Below are 15,990 nucleotides of genomic sequence, written 5' to 3'. Positions count from 1 at the left end.
GCGTTCGAACCGATAAGTGAGCTCCAAACCCGGGACCTTGCCGTGAGGCCCGGCAAAGACCTAAGCTAGGCTCTCGCAAAATAGGGACTTGCATCGAACCGTACCGTACGGTACGGCTGCGATATCGGCTGTATTGGTCAGCAGTGTTTAAAGGACGACGCCGTGCCCCTGACCATCAAGGTCAACGAAGAGACGTTCACGCCCCGGCAGCAAGCTGTGCTGACGGCGGCGCTAGATCTGCTCGTCGAAAATGGCGATGGCTTGACCATGACGGCTGTGGCGCGCCGCGCGTCGTGCTCCAAGGAAACGCTCTACAAGTGGTTCGGCGACCGCGATGGGCTGCTGACCGCGACTGTGCAGTGGCAGGCGGCCAAGGTGCGCATGCCGGTGGTCGATCGCTCCCACCTTAATGCCAAGGCGCTGCGCCTCTCCATCGAGCAGTTCGCCCGCGATCTGCTGACCGTCATCACCGGCGAAGTTTCGATCACGCTCAATCGTACTGCCGTGACCCACGCTGCGCAGGAGAAGGATAGCCTGGGCATTATCGTGCTCGAGAATGGTCCGCTGGCCATTCGCCGCCGGCTCAAGCCCATCCTCGAAGCTGGGCGCGATGCGCGCCTGCTGCGCTTTGACTCCAGCGAAGATGCCTATCGCACCTTTTTCGGCCTCGTCGTTCGCGACGTGCAGATACGTCTGCTGCTCGGCGACAAAGCGCTCACCCAGTCCAATGTGACTGACAATATCGAAGCGGACGTCAAGGCCGCGACCGACCAGTTCTTCGCCCTCTATGGGGTGAAAGCCAACAACGCCTAACACAGCATTTTCAGGGAGAAACCCATGCGCGTTTATTACGATCGGGATGCCGATCTCAACATCATCAAGTCGCGGAAAGTCGCAATTGTCGGTTACGGTTCGCAGGGCCATGCCCACGTGCTGAACCTGCGCGATTCCGGCGTGACAGATGTTGTCGTCGCCCTGCGTCCGGGTTCCCCGTCGGCCAAGAAGGCCGAGGGCGAAGGCCTCAAGGTCATGTCGGTTGCTGACGCGTCCAAGTGGGCTGACGTCATCATGATGCTGACTCCGGACGAGCTGCAGGCCGATATCTACAAGCAGCATATCGAGCCGAACATCCGTGACGGCGCCGCGCTGGCTTTCGCCCACGGCCTCAACGTGCATTTCAACCTGATCGAACCCAAGTCGACCGTCGACGTGATCATGATCGCGCCAAAGGGCCCGGGCCACACCGTGCGTGGCGAGTACCAGAAGGGTGGCGGCGTGCCGTGCCTGATCGCCGTGCATCAGGACGCGTCGGGCAATGCCCATGACATCGCGCTGGCCTATGCCTCGGGCGTTGGTGGCGGCCGTTCGGGTGTCATCGAAACCAATTTCCGCGAAGAATGCGAAACCGACCTGTTCGGCGAGCAGGCCGTGCTGTGCGGCGGCCTGGTGGAGCTGATCCGTGCTGGCTTCGAAACACTGGTGGAAGCCGGTTATGCTCCGGAAATGGCCTATTTCGAGTGCCTGCACGAAGTGAAGTTGATCGTCGACCTGATCTACCAGGGCGGCATTGCCAACATGAACTACTCGATCTCGAACACGGCCGAGTGGGGTGAATACGTCACCGGTCCGCGCATCATCACCTCGGAAACCAAGGCCGAGATGAAGCGCGTGTTGCATGACATCCAGTCGGGCAAGTTCACCAGCGAGTGGATGCAGGAGATCAAGTCGGGCGGCGCCCGCTTCAAGGCCACCCGCCGCCTCGCCGACGAACATGCCATCGAAGAAGTCGGCGGCAAGCTGCGCGACATGATGCCGTGGATCAAGGCCGGCGCGCTGGTCGACAAGGCCAAGAACTAATCAGACATGCAACGGCCGGGGGAAACCCCGGCCGTTGTGTTTTTGCCATGCAGATCGTTCCGGTCTCCGATATCGACATTCGCCGTGTGCCGGGTCGGTGGCCGCTCACACCGGTCCAGCGCGCTGCCGTGGCCGACTATTGGCGCGAGGCGACAGCAGCCAATCCGCATTTGTGGGATGGTCGCATTCTCGGGCTCTCGGCGCCGGATGGCGGCGTGCCACGCCTGGAGGGTGGCGTGTTCCGCGCCGAGGCGCGCGAGGATGCGTATTCAGCCTTCATGCTGTGGCGCCAGCAAGGCTTTCCCGAAATCGGCATCTGCCACGCCTTCGGCTGGGCATTGATCGTCAGCGGCGACAATGCGCTGATCTACGGCGTCATGGGCGGGGACACCACCAATGCGGGCCGGGTCTATCCGCCGGGTGGTTCTCTCGAGCCGCGCGATGTGCTGCCCGATGGCCGGGTCGACGTGCCAGGCTGCATTGCGCTCGAACTGGAGGAGGAAACCGGGCTGCGCACTGACGAGGCGGAGGCGGGCGGTATGGTCGTGGTCTTCGACGGGCCGCGGCTGTCGTTCGGCCGGGTCTTCCGCTTTGTCGAACCCGCCGAGCACCTTGCCGCCCGCATCCGCGCCAATCTCGTCCGGCAGGAGCATCGTGAATTGGCCGATATCGTCGTCCTCCGCTCAGCCGCCGATGCCGGGCGGGCAGGGGCGGTGCCCTATGCCACGGCGGTGGCCGAAGCGTTCTTTGCCGGCACCCTTCTGCCCCGACCAAACTTCGTCTAAAACCTGACGGGCCAAGCATCTGGAGTCGTGGGCAAAATGGACCTGCCGGATTTTCCCGTCGAGGGCGGTTGCCAGTGTGGCGCCGTGCGCTACCGGCTGAAGGCCAGCCCTCTATCGGTCTACAATTGCCATTGCAAGGACTGCCAGCGCTTCTCGGGCGCCGCGTGGTCCATGTCCATGCCGGTACGCAGCGACGATATCGAGCATCTGAGTGGCGCGCTCGACCGCTATGACCGCGCGGCCGACAGCGGCCGGACCATCGCCATGCTGTTTTGCGCCAACTGCCACACCTGGCTCTGGAATGAGCCGCCCACGCCCGGGCTGATGGTAGTGCGCGCCGGTTCGCTCGACAGCTTGGATTGGGCGGTGCCCATCGGCAATATCTGGACCGACAGCAAGGCGGCCTGGGCCGCCATCGATCCGAACCGAACCAATTTCCCCGGACAGCCGTCGAGCCGCGAACCGCTCTACGACGCCTGGACCCGGTTTACCCATAAGGACACGTGACCATGGCTGTTGCCGAAGACATCGAGCTCGTCAAGAAACAGGAGCGCGAGCTGGTTCTCGCCGCGTTCGACGAGACCGTGGCGTATGAGCTGGGCACGGCCATTCGCCAGCGAGCGATAACTGAAAAACTGGGGCTGGTGGTCGATATCCGCACCTGGGACCGGCAGATGTTCTTCGCGGCCACCACCGGAACCAGCGCGGACAATGCCGAATGGGTGCGTCGCAAGATTAACACCGTCCGTCGCTTCCAGCGGGCGAGCTACCGCATGGTGCTGGAGCGCGGCGAAGCGCCGTTCTCCCCGCAATCGGGGGTGGACCCAGCAGATTACGTGATAGCCGGCGGCGGCTTCCCCATCCGGGTCAAGGGCGCCGGCATTATCGGGTGCCTGACGATTTCCGGATTGCCTGGGCGCAACGACCATGGCGTGGCCGTTGCAGCGCTTGCCACACATCTTGGTTTCGAGCCGCAGGATTTCGCGCTTCCGCCCGAATGAGGTCTTCCGATGAAGCTCAACTATCTGATGCTCGACGTGTTCACGCGCGAGCGGCTAAAGGGCAACCAGCTTGCCGTCGTCACCAAGGCCGATGGCCTTCTCGATGGCGAGATGCAAGCCATCGCGCGCGAGTTCAATCTCAGCGAGACGGTGTTCATCCTCAAGCCCAATGCCGAGCGCAATACGGCGGCGATCCGCATCTTCACGCCCCATACGGAGCTGCCCTTTGCGGGGCACCCAACGGTCGGTGCGTCCGTTGTGCTCGGACTGCAGAACAAGGTCAGCGCGGTGCGACTGGAGGAAAAGGTCGGGCTGATCACGGCGCTGTTCGAAAAATCCGACAAGCGCTCGGGCGAAGCCCGCTTCGCCCTGCCGCGCCTGCCGTCGCGGGTTGCGCCGCTGCCGGACAAGCTCGGCATGGCGCAGGCGCTGGGGATCGAGATCGAGGATATCGGCTGTGACATGTACCAGCCCGGCGTCTATTCGGCGGGCGTGACGTTCCATCTCGTCCCAGTGCGCGATGCCGAAGTGCTGCGGCGCGTGAAGGCGAACCCGGCGATCTGGAACAAGGTGTTCCACCACGATCATAACTCGGCCTATGTCTTCACCCTTACGCCGGACGAGCCGGACAACGATCTGGCCGCGCGGATGTTCGGCATGGATATCGGGGAAGATCCGGGCACCGGTTCGGCCGCGGCAGCGCTGATCGGGTTGCTCTCGGAGCACGCCAATCTGGCGACCGGCCAAGCCGATTTCGTGCTGCGCCAGGGCCACGAAATGGGGCGGCCTTGCCGGATCACGATCCAGTTGCGCAAGGAGAACGACGTGTTGATCCACGGGGGCATCGGTGGCCACGCCGTTATCGTCGGCGAGGGTGTGCTCGATCTGGGGGAGTAGGGCACACGCCGTGAGCCGCAATTTGCGCTCATTTCGGGAACGATATGAGGCTCGGTAGCGGTTCGGACACGAGGATGCCCTTGTCGTGGGCCTGAGGGATAAGATTGTTCTTTATGGTGCGGGCTTAGCCTTCATTGGCGGCATGGCGCTTTTGGCTAGTCGGTCGCTGCTGACGCCACCCGATGGGCCGAGTGAAGCTGAGTTGGCAGCTATTGTGAGAGGCTTGACATCGGGCACGGACCGGTATGGCCGAACGCTTCGGCAAAACCGGGGGGATGCGAGCGCCTCTGGCTAAAGGAAGGCATCATGTGTTCCTTCGAACTCGACCCGGGCAATGACCCTCCCAGGTCCAGTGAACACTGGAGGTTTGTGAAGATCGAAGGCGAATGGGACGCCGTCAGCTATCGGGTACCCGCCCCTTGACCTGAGCCTAGCTTGAGCCAGAGAGCTTTACTGCTGACAGCCTGGGAGAAATGGTCCGTAGCTTCCCGACAGACGGCCACAGCTGCCAACTTTTCGTTGCAGTTGCGTTGAGGGCCGCGGCATGGACATTCTGGTCAAGCTATTGTTCCGGGGGCATCTGCTGGCGTTAGTCGGCGGCGGCGCGCGGCTGGCCTAGCGGGGCGGATAAGTGGCCTTGCCCTGGTCGGCATCGTCCTGGCGGCGGTGTTTGCGTTTAGCCAGAGGCGACTACGCCCAATGGGCTAAGCAAAAAATCAACCGCTTCGGCTGGCGCGGGCTTGCGCGCTTCGGCGGATTCGCGCATTCTGCGTGGAAATCGGGACTAAACCCATGCAGCGCAAGCGCGCAATTGCCATCGCCGCCACACAACGCCAGGAGCGCGCTCGCGCCCTGATGATTGCTGGCGGCCTGCTTTTGCTGCCTGCTGCGCTTCTTCTCCTTCTTATCAGCCCCTGATTACCGACAGCTCGGCTTCGAGCGGGTCGTCAGGGGATAACGCCGCAAGCCGAACAGTAAATGTCCGGCCTAGAAGAGCTTTGCTCTGGGCCGCCCGATAGGAAAAGACCAATGTCCGCCGATACCAACAAAGACCGCGTATTCATTTTCGACACCACTTTGCGCGACGGCGAACAATCGCCCGGCGCCACGATGACGCTCGAAGAAAAGCTGCAGGTCGCCGAAACGCTCGACGAGATGGGTGTCGACATCATCGAAGCAGGCTTCCCGATTGCCTCCAACGGCGACTTCGAGGCGGTGGTCGCCGTGGCCAAGCAGGTCAAGCGCGCCACTGTGGCCGGCTTGGCCCGCGCCATATCAGCCGATATCGACCGCGCCGGCGAAGCGGTGCGGCATGCCCAGAAGGGCCGCATCCACACCTTCGTCTCCACCTCGCCGATCCATCTGGCGCACCAGATGAAGAAGACCGAGGACGAGGTCATCGAGATCATCGCCCGGACTGTGGCGCAGGCCCGCAACCTCATCGACGATGTCGAATGGTCGGCCATGGACGCGACCCGCACGCCGATCGAGTTCCTGAAGCGCTGCGTCGAAACCGCCATCAAGGCCGGTGCGACCACGATCAATCTGCCCGATACGGTGGGCTATGCGGTGCCCGACGAGCATTTCCGCATGTTCAAGACCATCATCGAGAGCGTGCCGGGCGCTGACAAGGCGATCTTCTCGGTGCATTGCCACAACGACCTGGGCCTGGCCGTGGCCAATTCATTGGCCGGTGTGGCCGGTGGCGCCCGCCAGATCGAATGCACCATCAATGGACTGGGCGAACGCGCCGGGAATGCGGCGCTCGAAGAGGTGGTGATGGCGCTGCGGACTCGCGGCGATGCGATGCCCTATCACACCGAGATCGAAACGACCCATCTGGCCCGCGCCAGCAAGGTCGTCTCGGCGGCCGCCAATTTCCCGGTGCAGTACAACAAGGCCATCGTGGGCAAGAATGCTTTCGCGCATGAAAGCGGCATTCATCAGGACGGCATGCTGAAGAATGCGGAGACCTATGAAATCATGACGCCGGCCAGCGTCGGCATCAAGGAAACCACCCTGGTAATGGGCAAGCATTCCGGCCGTGCCGCCTTCAAGGACAAGCTGCGCGAACTGGGCTACGAGCTGGGCGATAATGCCTTCCAGGAAGCCTTCGTGCGCTTCAAGGACCTGGCTGATCGCAAGAAACACGTCTACGACGCCGATATCGTAGCTCTGGTGGATGACGAAGTCGGCTCGGTGGGCGATCGCATCAAGCTGGTCGGCATGGAGGTCGTGTCCAAGATTGGTGGGCTGCACCACTGCGACATGACGCTCTCGATCGACGGCGAGGAAACCAGCGTCTCATTCGACGGCACGGGCTCGGTGGATGCGATCTTCAATGCCATAAAACTGGCGGTAGGCCAGCAGCCGCATCTGGTGCTCTATGCCGTCGATGGCGTGACCGGCGGCACCGACGCGCAGGCGAGCGCGCATGTGCGCCTCGAAATGAACGGCCGCATCGTTTCCGGTAACGCGGCCGAGCCCGACACGCTGGTGGCGTCGGCCCGTGCCTATCTCAACGCCTACAATCGCCTGCTCATCGAACGCGGCGCGTCCGCGCAAGGCGCAATGGCCGGCTAGACATCATGACTTCCCGTGCCCCGACCGATGGTGGCCGGGGCAGCGAGGAAACATGGGATACGAGCTCGTTGAGGTAACCGATCCTGTCGATTGGGCGGCCTACCGCGCGATTCGACGGCAGGAGTTGTTCGAGGCGCGGGGGCGGCATGGGATTTACAACGAAAACCATCCCCATGACCGCGCGCCCAATGCCTACCCATATCTGCTGAAGCTTGACGGCCGACCGCTGGGTACGGCCCGTCTCGATGTGCGCGACGACGGTACCGCCGTCTTCCGGCTCGTCGCGATCACGGGATCGGAGCAGGGCAAGGGACACGGCCGGGTGATGGGTCAAATGATCGAGGATCGCGCCCGGGCGTTCGGCACGCATACCGTGTTCCTCAACGCAGCAGACACGGCGGTCGGCTTCTACCGCGCCACCGGATGGCACGAGCACGTCTGGGACCAAACCGAGCTCGACACCTTCGCGCAGGGCTGCACCCAGATGCGCAAGAGCTTGTAGGCACCCAAACCACGGCATCATTCCCGCGAAAGCGGGAATGATGCCGTGGTTTGGTAAGCGGTCTACGTCTCAGCTCAATTCCGCCAAGACCGCGCCCAGCGCCTCATCAAACAGCGCCACATCATCCGGTGTTCCAGCACTCACGCGGATGCAGCGGTTGAGGCCGGTGACGGCTGGCTTGCGCACGAAGATGCCGCGAGCCGCGAGGCCGTTCAGGATCGTCTGCGCGTAGGGGCCGTCGCGGCCGCAGTCGATGGCGATGAAGTTCGTGGCCGTCTGCAGCGGCTCCAGCCCATGCCGGCGGGCAACGTTGGCGATGGCTGCCAGCGATTGGCGGACGGCTTCGATCGATGACGCCAGGTGCGCCGCGTCGGCTAGCGCTGCGATCGCTCCGGTCTGGGCGATGTTGCTGACGCCGAAGTGGTTGCGGATGCGGTTGAAGGCCGAAATGTTGGTGGCCTCGCCGATGACATAGCCGACGCGCGCGCCAGCCATTCCATAGGCCTTGGAGAAGGTGCGCATGCGCAGGAGGTTGACGCGATCTATGTCCAGCGCGGGTAGGGTGCCCGGTGGTGCGAACTCGCCATAGGCCTCGTCCAGTACAATCATGGTGCTTTCGGGTACCGCCGCGATGAAGCGGTCCACCGATGCAGCGTCCCACCAGCTGCCCATCGGGTTGTCGGGGTTGGCGACGTAGACTATGGCGGCATTGGTATCGCGCGCGGCGCGGGCCAGGGCGTCGATGTCTTCGCGGTCACCGATATAGGGAACGGTGTGCATGACCGCGCCATAGCCGGCGATATGGTAGTTGAAGGTAGGGTAGCCGCCCAGTGACGTCACGACCGTTGAGTTGGGCGCTGCAAACAGGCGCACGGCCATACCCAGGATGGCATCGACGCCTTCGCCCGGCATGACGTTCGCTGAGGGAATGCCGAGATGGGCGGCGATGGCGATGCGGAGGTCGTGGTTCTCGGGATCGCCATAGTGCCAGGTGTCGCGGGCGGCCGCCTGCATGGCGGCAAGCACGGATGGGGCGGGGCCGAACGGGTTTTCATTGGCACCGATGCGGGCACGGGTAGGGACACCGTCGCGCCGCTCGATGGCTTCAGGCCCAACAAAGGGCACGGTTTCCGACAGGTTTGCGGCAATGGGGGCGAGGGACGGACGGGTCAAGGCAGGCTCGCGATGTCTGGGGTGCCGTCTGGCGGCGGAATAGCGTAATCGGTCGTTCAGATAGACCACCTCCCACCGTCGTGCGGCAAGAGCGTCAAAGCGATTCCCGGCATGCGCCGGCCCAGATTCGGTTATCTCCGCACTCCGGCAGCAGGCGGCAGCCTCGCCTTCGTCCGGTTTTACACAGCCGCCAAGGTTTTCCCGCAGCCGCACAGCCCCCGTATTGCAGTCGTCTCGGCCAGAGTGTGTGACAGATTGGATTTGAAACAAAGGCCAACCGTTCTGGCAAGTTTGTGGAAGGCATGGCGCCCGCACCCTCTGCCTCGCGTCACTACCCCAAGGCGCTCCCAAAAAGTGATTCTCAAATGGAGCTTCGTCTATGCTGCCAACCTACGTTCTTGCACGAGACCACCTGCAGCGCGCCGCGGTCATCCTGCAGGGAAGCGATAGCCGTTCGCGCCAGTTGCGCTACATCATCGAGCGGACGGTCAGCCTGATCGATGAATTCGATGTCGAGCCGTCACGCTCCGACAATGTTCTGGATTTCGCGGCCTTCCGTGCCCGCGCCGTCTCTTTCGACTAAGATTGCACGCGTGCGCTGGCGGTCGATCCGCCGGCGTACCCGATCGGCTTGCCGTGACTAGCGGTGGGCCTGCGTTTCGGGGCTCGGATTGGCCGGATCAGGCGTTACCGAAATCCCCGCTTTGTCTTCCTTGCTACCGCTCAGTTCGCGGTTGAGCGCGATCTTGGCCTCCTCGGTCAGCGCATAGAGCACGGGCAGATAGTCGGGCGTCGAGACCCAAGCCCGTAATTGCATATTCACCGCCGCCCCGGAAAAGCTGTCGACATGCACATTCGGCGCCGGATCGGCCAGCACACGTTTATCCGCCGTGGCGATGCGCAGCAGGATCTTGCGCGATTTGGCGATGTCGATCGTGTCGGGCACGCTCACATTGACGTCGATGCGCCGCCGCGGCTCGCGGCTGTGATTGGTGATGGCCGAGGCCCACAATTTCTGGTTTGGCGTAAAGATATAGAGCCCGCTCGACGAGCGCAGACGCGTGCCGAACAGCCCGATTTCGACCACGATACCCGCCACGCCATCACCCTGAATGAACTCGCCGATGGCGATGGGGCGCAGCCAGATCAGCATGATGCCCGCCGCGATGTTGGCCAGTGTGCCCTGCAGCGCCAGGGCAATGGCGAGGCCGGCGGCGCCCAGCACCGTCAGGATCGACGCATTGGAGACGCCAAGCAGGTTGAGGGCGGTCACGAGGGCGAAAATAATGATGCCGTAGCGCGCAGCCTGGGACAGCAGCGGCGCGAAATTCTTGTCGACGCCGTAGGCCAGCGGCAGCAACTGCCTTATGGCCCGAGCGGCCAGCCTGGCGAGGTACCAGCCGGCGACAAGCACGGCGACTGCCGCCAGCAAACTCACCGCATTGGTGGCGAGCCAGCCGACCGGGATCATCAGTATTTCCGAAATTGTCATGCTGCCCCGGTTCTTGGCGCCTTTTGCGGCTGCGGCACTCTAGCAAACCCTACAGATGAGGAAAGTGGAGCGAAGCGCTAGACAGGGTGGAATCCCTTTGATAGAGAGGCGCCACTTTGGAAGCTCCAGTAGGGGCGAGTAGCTCAGCTGGTAGAGCAGACGACTCTTAATCGTCGGGTCCACGGTTCGAATCCGTGCTCGCCCACCAAAGTCCCCCGTCAAGCAGCCGTATTTCCGCCGATTTGGGTCTCCAATCGGGTGCGTGGAGGGTGTTTCATGCGCAAGTGGATTATTGGAGCGATCCCGGCGCTAGCGGCGGGCACGTTTGGCGTGCTGGCCCATGCGCCATACCTGCCGCAGTTGCTGATAGAGGGTTTCCCGCCGCTGGTCTTTTCCGGCCGGGGTCATTTCGTGGAGATCGCCGGCGCGGGAAGTCCACGCGACCTGCAGGTCGCCGAGGACGCGCAGAAGCGTGACCTCGTGCCCGAACTCGCGACCATGTTTGCCGACACCGGTGGGCAGGCCCTGCTGGCCTATCGCGACGGAAAGCTCGTGCTCGAGCACTATGGTGCCGGCAAGACTTCAGACACCCGGTTCAACTCCTATTCCATGGCCAAGAGCCTCATCGGCGCGCTGGTCTACAAGGCTATCGCCGAGGGTAAGATCGCCAGCCTTGACGTTCGCCTTGGAGAAGTCCTGCCGGATGATCGCGGCATCGAGGGGCTCACATTACGCAGCCTGATCACCATGCGGGCCGGAATTCACTTCGACACGGCGGATTCCAAGCTCGGCAATGGCAATGGCAAGGACAGCGACACGGCGCCCAATCCATTCGGCCCCTTGGCACGTCTGCATTTCATGGGACTGCCCGCAATTGAAGCCGGCCTTCAGCTGGCGACCGCCCCCGAGGGAGATTTCAACTACCAGAACGTCAACACAGCCCTTCTCGGCGAAGTGCTCGAAGTTGTGTATGGCCGTCCACTCGAAACCCTGATGGCCGAAAAGGTCTGGGGGCCGGCAGTGGCGCAGACCGCGCTTTGGCGCAAGCCTGGCGAGACCGCGTCCGTCTCGGCTTACTGCTGCATCTACGCAACGGCCCGCGATTGGATACGGATCGGTGTCTATCTGATGCAGAACGGTACGGTGAATGCACCGTTCCTGCCGGAGCCGCTGTGGCGCGAGTTTATGGGTCTCGATGTCGATGCGGAGGCGCTTGCCGTGGGCAATTACGGTCAGCACATCTTGCAGAACGTGCTCGACCGGCCGGGGCAGGCATTGCAGGGGCCGTTCACCTACTTGATGGGGCAAGGCGGACAGATGCTCTATCTGATGCCGCAGCGCGGTCTTGTCGTCTATCGGGCCGGGGACAATGTACAATTGTTGCACTCGACGCTCTACGGCGTGTGGAACTCGCTCGACTAACGTGCGTCATATCTCGCGCCAAATCTGTCATGAACCTGTCAGCGCGGGCCAAAACGGCCAGAAATCCTAAGACTTTTGTCGATTCCGCCGCACTTGTGCTTTCAAGTGCGTAGGGGGAGCGCTATAGGCGTCCCTATCGTTCAGCGCTCAGACAGGGACCATTCATGTTCGGCATAGATCCGAGTTTTCTCAGCTCACTGGTTCAGGTCATCCTGATCGACCTCGTTCTGGCCGGCGACAATGCCGTGGTGATCGGTCTCGCTGCTGCGGGTCTCGCGTCCGATGTGCGCCGCAAGGCCATCCTGATCGGTATTATCGCGGCAACCCTGCTGCGCATCTTCTTCGCGTTGATCACCACGCAATTGCTGGCGCTGGGTGGCGGCCTGCTGATCGCCGGTGGCGTGCTGCTGCTTTATGTGTGCTGGAAGATGTATCGCGAGCTCACCACCAGTCAGGCGGAAGAGCACGAGGCGCAAGAAGCACTGGAAGACCACGACACCAATGCCGACGGCACGATTGCCGGCAAGGCACCGCGCAAGACGCTGCGCCAGGCCGTCATCCAGATCATCATCGCCGACGTCTCAATGTCGCTGGACAACGTGCTGGCCGTGGCCGGCGCCGCCGCGCATCACTTCGAGGCACTGATCATTGGCCTGGCCCTGTCGGTGGTCATGATGGGGGTTGCCGCGACGTTCATCGCGGGCTTGCTGCATCGCTTCCGCTGGATCGCATGGGTCGGCCTGCTGATCATCCTGTTCGTGGCGATCCGCATGACGCTTGAGGGGCTGGGCGCCTTTGTGACCATCCCAGAGATCCCGCTTCTCTACACCCCGCATGCCGCTGCGGCAGCTACGACGGTCGCGCATTAGCCTTTAGTAACCAAGGGTCGAATTTTGCGGCATTTGTCGTGACCGCATAGGGATTTGATCATCTTGTCGCTCTAGCTTTCCGCTCAAGTTGTTATGAGCGGAAAGCGCCCATTATGTCTGTGATCGCCGATCGACTGGCCCATGCCGGATCCGACGCGCACCAGAAGGTGCGGCCCGCTGCCGTGGCCGTGCCGAAGCTGCAAACGCGCATTGTCAGCGGCGCCGAATGGGACCGGATCATCGCCGAGTTCGATGAGACCTGCCAGGAACAGCTCCACGCCTTCGCCGCCACCCGCTGGCCCTCCGTCGCGCAGGAGCCCATGCTGTTTCTACTCGACGGCGAGATCGTGGGCGGCTCGCTAATGATGGTGCAGCCATTGCCGCTGCGCCTGGGCCGGATCGCTGTTTCCAAATGGGGACCGATGCTCAAGGACGCGAAGCGCCCGGATGCCGATGCCATTCACGCGGGCATGGTCGAAGCGCTGATCGCTGATTATGCCGACAAGCGGGGGCAGATGCTGTCTGTCTTACCGCGCGCGTCGATCACCCCTGTTAATCGCGAATACGAGCGCCTCCTGGCGCGCGGGTTCAAGCGCGGTTCCGAGCTAACATTCCCCAACCGCTACATCGTCAATCTGCGCCTCGACGACGCCGCGTTGCGCAAGAGCTTCCATCAGAAGTGGCGCTATCATCTCAACAAGTCCGAGAAAGCCGGGTTGAGCTTCGAACATGCCGGGCCGGAGCGGATCGGCGAGTTCGAAACGCTCTATACCGCCATGACCGATCGCAAGCAGTTCACCGATCATTCGGCCTATGGCACCGTCACCGCGCTGATGAACATCGACGTCCCGGCGCTACGCCCGGAGCTGTTCTTTGTCCGGCATGATGGCGAGCTTGTCGCCGGTGCGCTGGTGTTCAAGGCCGGCGATCGCGCCGTCTATCTCTATGGCGCTACCAATGATCAGGCGCTGCCGCTGCGAGCGGGCTATTTCCTGCATTGGCATGTCATCCGCTGGCTGCGCGATAACACGTCAGCCACCTGGTACGATCTTGGCGGCACCGACGGATTTCAGGGCCTGCACCAGTTCAAGAAGGGCATGGTGGGGGAGGCCGGCGTCATCCGGCCCGTCCCGCCCGTTGCCAACTACGCCAGCCGCCCGCTTGCCTATATGCTGGGCGCCGGCGCTTTCGCCGCCCGCGACGCCTTTCACTTTACCATGCGAACTATCGACGCCTGGAGCAATCCAAAGAAGCGTCCGACGCAGGCCAAGCATGAGCCAGCCGGAGCCGAGGAATGAGCCTGCAGCGGCGTCTGGCGTCACAGTCGACCGTCATCTTCGGCGCCCGCCTCTGCGGTGCGGGGCTGATCTTCCTGGCCCAAGCGCTGATCGCCCGCATCTGGGGCGCGGAGCTGCTGGGCGAGTACTTGGTGGTGATGGCCACGGTGAACCTGGTGGCGGTGGTAATGCCGCTGGGTTTCCATACTGTCGGCACCTATTTCACCGCCGAGTATCGGGCGCGGGGCGAGCGCAAGCAGCTCGATGTGTTCCTGATCCGGGCCTATGGCCACGTGCTTGGCACGCTGGCTCTGCTGCTGGTGGCCGGACCGCCCGTGCTTGCAGCGGTCGGCATGGGTCGTGGTGCCTTGGCCGAGCATTTCTTCCCGATGGCGCTGATGGCTTTCGCTGCCGCTAACGTCTTTGTCAGCGGCGCAATTTTGGTCGGCCTTAAGCGGCCATTCGCCGGCTTTTTTGCTGATGCCATCTTCCGCCCGATCATCGTCATAGCAGCCTTCCTCGTCACCATGAGCTTTGCCGTGCCGACCGAGGGCTTCTCTTCCATGCTGTGGATCATTGCCATCGGCTTTGTTGCCGTGTCGCTGGTTCAGATCGGTTTCGTCGTCGCCTCGCTCAAGCAGGTCTCCGGCGAAGCCCCGCCGAGAGCCAACGAGCAGCGCCGTTGGTGGCGCTTCGCGCTGCCATGGGTGCTGATTTCGCTGGCGACCGATTTCTTCTTCGATATCGATCTGCTGATGCTCAGCCAGGTGCTGACCCGCGAGGAGCTGGCGGTGTTCGGCGTCTGCACGCGCATCTTCGCGCTGATCTCGTTCGGCGTTGCCGCCGTCTATGCGGTCACCCTGCCAGATATGTTCGAGAGCGAGGCCAACGACGATCGCGTGGCTTTCAACCGCAAGGTGGGTGACGCCAATATGGTGGCCAGCGGGCTGTCGGTCATTCTGTTCGTGCTGATGGCGCTGCTCGCGCCGTTGGCGCTGATGCTGTTCGGGCCGAGCTTTTCGGTTGGTGCCGGTCCATTGGCGGTGCTCTGCCTCGGGCTCGTGATCCGATCAGCAATGGGGCCGGCATCGCTGGTGCTGTCGATCCATGATCGGCCCTATGCCAGCCTGCCGTCCGTGGCGGTAGGCATTGCCTCGCTGGCGCTGTGCAACTGGCTGCTCGTGCCGCCATTCGGGCTTATGGGTGCAGCCGTGTCGGCCATAATCGCCATTAGCGTCTGGTCGGTCGGCTTGTGGTGGATCGCCCTGCGCACCGCCAAGATCGACGTGTCGATCCTGCAATGGTTCCGCAATCGTCGTATGTCCGTGGCTCTGGCTGAGTAGCGTCGGCTAGCGCCGGAAGGCCAGCTTTAGCTTGCGCGCCAGCTTGTGTCGCAGCCCGCCCTTTGTGCCGCGATCATAGCCCGGCTCGACCTTGTTGAGCGGACGCTCGTAAAGCAGGTAGTCCTCGCCGAAGATGTGCTTTTCCAGCGTCGCGACGTATTTGTAGCCCATGCGCAGCATGATGGCGGCTGCGGGTTCGTTGCCGGTCTTGGTATAGGTGGCGATCTTATGAAAGCGGCCATTGTCCCAATGATCGATAAAGGCGCGCATCCCCGATACACCTAGCGTCGAGCGCCGGTTCTCGGGGAACACATAGCTCCAATAGAGCCACAGCGTGCCCAGTTCCGGGCCCGAAATCATGAAAGCCGCCGTCTTGCCCTCGCGTTCGAACACCATCACGTGGTGTGGATCGGCATCGATCAGGCTCGCCAGGTAGTCCTTGGTCAGCCGGGCCGATTCGTAGGCTTTGAATTCGGGGCTGTAAAAGGGCGAGGTCTCGATGGCCTCCTGCAGGCGGTGATGCACCAGCCCGATATCGGCATAGGTCGCGGGCCGGTAGATGGGCGCGCGCGGCGCAGCGGCTACGGCGGAACTGACGGCGACATCGCTCATGACGGACTCCCGGGGTCCAATGAACCTCGACAATACCAGAGCCCAGGCGGGCGTCGAAGCACCGTCCTTCGCGGCAGTTAACGCCGCATCGACAAAGCCTTGCGCGAACTTACCCACTAAGTCGCAGTCTCAAGCCCTTGCCGGGCGACGGACGTGTCATTAGAACGGGGGCCGGGA

Annotated in this window: 17 protein-coding genes and 1 tRNA gene; 15 read left to right on the top strand and 3 right to left on the bottom strand. The window is 62.7% G+C overall.

The features are described from left to right. The first annotated feature begins 162 nt into the window (after positions 1-162). The 9 genes from MF606_RS13220 (at position 163) to MF606_RS13185 (ending at position 7,625) form a co-directional block, all read left to right on the top strand. Positions 163-813 (top strand): TetR/AcrR family transcriptional regulator, encoded by a 651-nt coding sequence (locus MF606_RS13220; protein ID WP_240229782.1) that lies wholly within the window; start codon positions 163-165, stop codon positions 811-813. A 24-nt stretch (positions 814-837) separates the two neighbouring features. Continuing rightward, positions 838-1,857 carry a ketol-acid reductoisomerase gene (ilvC, locus tag MF606_RS13215; protein ID WP_240229780.1) on the top strand — a complete coding sequence of 340 codons (1,020 nt, stop codon included), beginning with the start codon at positions 838-840 and terminating at the stop codon, positions 1,855-1,857. Positions 1,858-1,904: 47 nt separating this feature from the next. Next, positions 1,905-2,642, top strand: a complete 738-nt coding sequence (locus MF606_RS13210; protein WP_240229779.1) for a hypothetical protein — start codon at positions 1,905-1,907, stop codon at positions 2,640-2,642. A 36-nt stretch (positions 2,643-2,678) separates the two neighbouring features. Then, positions 2,679-3,149: a GFA family protein gene (locus MF606_RS13205; protein WP_240229778.1), complete on the top strand. Its 471-nt coding sequence runs from the start codon at positions 2,679-2,681 to the stop codon at positions 3,147-3,149. A 2-nt stretch (positions 3,150-3,151) separates the two neighbouring features. Continuing rightward, the gene (locus tag MF606_RS13200; RefSeq protein WP_240229776.1) at positions 3,152-3,643 is read left to right on the top strand and encodes a heme-degrading domain-containing protein; all 492 of its coding nucleotides are present in this window, start codon (positions 3,152-3,154) and stop codon (positions 3,641-3,643) included. A 9-nt stretch (positions 3,644-3,652) separates the two neighbouring features. Next, positions 3,653-4,540 (top strand): PhzF family phenazine biosynthesis protein, encoded by an 888-nt coding sequence (locus MF606_RS13195; RefSeq protein ID WP_240229774.1) that lies wholly within the window; start codon positions 3,653-3,655, stop codon positions 4,538-4,540. 792 nt (positions 4,541-5,332) lie between these two features. Further along, complete coding sequence (locus MF606_RS21620) at positions 5,333-5,458, top strand: hypothetical protein (RefSeq protein WP_275693080.1); 126 nt, start codon at positions 5,333-5,335, stop codon at positions 5,456-5,458. A 111-nt stretch (positions 5,459-5,569) separates the two neighbouring features. Next, positions 5,570-7,123 carry a 2-isopropylmalate synthase gene (locus MF606_RS13190; RefSeq protein WP_240229772.1) on the top strand — a complete coding sequence of 518 codons (1,554 nt, stop codon included), beginning with the start codon at positions 5,570-5,572 and terminating at the stop codon, positions 7,121-7,123. Positions 7,124-7,175: 52 nt separating this feature from the next. Next, entirely contained in the window at positions 7,176-7,625 is a 450-nt protein-coding gene (locus tag MF606_RS13185; RefSeq protein WP_240229770.1) for a GNAT family N-acetyltransferase, read from the top strand. A 69-nt stretch (positions 7,626-7,694) separates the two neighbouring features. On the opposite strand, the gene MF606_RS13180 is transcribed toward MF606_RS13185, so the two are convergent. Beyond that, on the bottom strand, positions 7,695-8,798 hold the full coding sequence (locus tag MF606_RS13180; protein ID WP_240229768.1) for a pyridoxal phosphate-dependent aminotransferase: 1,104 nt from the start codon (positions 8,796-8,798) through the stop codon (positions 7,695-7,697). Positions 8,799-9,177: 379 nt separating this feature from the next. Between MF606_RS13180 and MF606_RS13175 the strand changes: the two genes are divergently transcribed. Beyond that, complete coding sequence (locus tag MF606_RS13175; protein ID WP_240229766.1) at positions 9,178-9,381, top strand: hypothetical protein; 204 nt, start codon at positions 9,178-9,180, stop codon at positions 9,379-9,381. A gap of 57 nt (positions 9,382-9,438) precedes the next feature. Here the strand turns inward: MF606_RS13175 and MF606_RS13170 are convergent, their stop codons facing one another. Then, on the bottom strand, positions 9,439-10,290 hold the full coding sequence (locus MF606_RS13170; RefSeq protein WP_240229764.1) for a mechanosensitive ion channel family protein: 852 nt from the start codon (positions 10,288-10,290) through the stop codon (positions 9,439-9,441). A gap of 132 nt (positions 10,291-10,422) precedes the next feature. Between MF606_RS13170 and MF606_RS13165 the strand changes: the two genes are divergently transcribed. The 5 genes from MF606_RS13165 to MF606_RS13145 all read left to right on the top strand — a co-directional run bounded on the left by MF606_RS13165 (position 10,423) and on the right by MF606_RS13145 (position 15,201). Beyond that, a tRNA-Lys gene (locus tag MF606_RS13165) sits at positions 10,423-10,498 on the top strand. Between the two features lie 68 nt (positions 10,499-10,566). Next, the gene (locus MF606_RS13160) at positions 10,567-11,712 is read left to right on the top strand and encodes a serine hydrolase domain-containing protein (protein WP_240229762.1); all 1,146 of its coding nucleotides are present in this window, start codon (positions 10,567-10,569) and stop codon (positions 11,710-11,712) included. Between the two features lie 164 nt (positions 11,713-11,876). Beyond that, on the top strand, positions 11,877-12,581 hold the full coding sequence (locus MF606_RS13155) for a YjbE family putative metal transport protein (protein ID WP_240229760.1): 705 nt from the start codon (positions 11,877-11,879) through the stop codon (positions 12,579-12,581). Between the two features lie 113 nt (positions 12,582-12,694). Beyond that, positions 12,695-13,879, top strand: a complete 1,185-nt coding sequence (locus tag MF606_RS13150) for a lipid II:glycine glycyltransferase FemX (protein ID WP_240229758.1) — start codon at positions 12,695-12,697, stop codon at positions 13,877-13,879. Continuing rightward, entirely contained in the window at positions 13,876-15,201 is a 1,326-nt protein-coding gene (locus tag MF606_RS13145; RefSeq protein ID WP_240229756.1) for a lipopolysaccharide biosynthesis protein, read from the top strand. The genes MF606_RS13150 and MF606_RS13145 overlap by 4 nt, the downstream gene beginning before the upstream one ends. 6 nt (positions 15,202-15,207) lie before the next feature. Here the strand turns inward: MF606_RS13145 and MF606_RS13140 are convergent, their stop codons facing one another. Next, positions 15,208-15,813: a GNAT family N-acetyltransferase gene (locus tag MF606_RS13140; RefSeq protein WP_240229755.1), complete on the bottom strand. Its 606-nt coding sequence runs from the start codon at positions 15,811-15,813 to the stop codon at positions 15,208-15,210. Positions 15,814-15,990 lie beyond the last annotated feature (177 nt).

The organism is Devosia lacusdianchii (assembly GCF_022429625.1).
Classification (GTDB): domain Bacteria; phylum Pseudomonadota; class Alphaproteobacteria; order Rhizobiales; family Devosiaceae; genus Devosia; species Devosia lacusdianchii.
Note: the sequence above shows the minus strand (reverse complement) of the source record. Positions and strands in the feature narration are given on the sequence as shown.

Excerpts from the sequence above, each read along its gene's own strand:
- ilvC (WP_240229780.1), top strand. The coding sequence starts at position 838 with ATGCGCGTTTATTACGATCGGGATGCCGATCTCAACATCATCAAGTCG.
- MF606_RS13210 (WP_240229779.1), top strand. The coding sequence starts at position 1,905 with ATGCAGATCGTTCCGGTCTCCGATATCGACATTCGCCGTGTGCCGGGT.
- MF606_RS13205 (WP_240229778.1), top strand. The coding sequence starts at position 2,679 with ATGGACCTGCCGGATTTTCCCGTCGAGGGCGGTTGCCAGTGTGGCGCC.
- MF606_RS13200 (WP_240229776.1), top strand. The coding sequence starts at position 3,152 with ATGGCTGTTGCCGAAGACATCGAGCTCGTCAAGAAACAGGAGCGCGAG.
- MF606_RS13195 (WP_240229774.1), top strand. The coding sequence starts at position 3,653 with ATGAAGCTCAACTATCTGATGCTCGACGTGTTCACGCGCGAGCGGCTA.
- MF606_RS21620 (WP_275693080.1), top strand. The coding sequence starts at position 5,333 with ATGCAGCGCAAGCGCGCAATTGCCATCGCCGCCACACAACGCCAGGAG.
- MF606_RS13190 (WP_240229772.1), top strand. The coding sequence starts at position 5,570 with ATGTCCGCCGATACCAACAAAGACCGCGTATTCATTTTCGACACCACT.
- MF606_RS13185 (WP_240229770.1), top strand. The coding sequence starts at position 7,176 with ATGGGATACGAGCTCGTTGAGGTAACCGATCCTGTCGATTGGGCGGCC.
- MF606_RS13175 (WP_240229766.1), top strand. The coding sequence starts at position 9,178 with ATGCTGCCAACCTACGTTCTTGCACGAGACCACCTGCAGCGCGCCGCG.
- MF606_RS13170 (WP_240229764.1), bottom strand. The coding sequence starts at position 10,290 with ATGACAATTTCGGAAATACTGATGATCCCGGTCGGCTGGCTCGCCACC.
- MF606_RS13160 (WP_240229762.1), top strand. The coding sequence starts at position 10,567 with ATGCGCAAGTGGATTATTGGAGCGATCCCGGCGCTAGCGGCGGGCACG.
- MF606_RS13155 (WP_240229760.1), top strand. The coding sequence starts at position 11,877 with ATGTTCGGCATAGATCCGAGTTTTCTCAGCTCACTGGTTCAGGTCATC.
- MF606_RS13150 (WP_240229758.1), top strand. The coding sequence starts at position 12,695 with ATGTCTGTGATCGCCGATCGACTGGCCCATGCCGGATCCGACGCGCAC.
- MF606_RS13145 (WP_240229756.1), top strand. The coding sequence starts at position 13,876 with ATGAGCCTGCAGCGGCGTCTGGCGTCACAGTCGACCGTCATCTTCGGC.
- MF606_RS13140 (WP_240229755.1), bottom strand. The coding sequence starts at position 15,813 with ATGAGCGATGTCGCCGTCAGTTCCGCCGTAGCCGCTGCGCCGCGCGCG.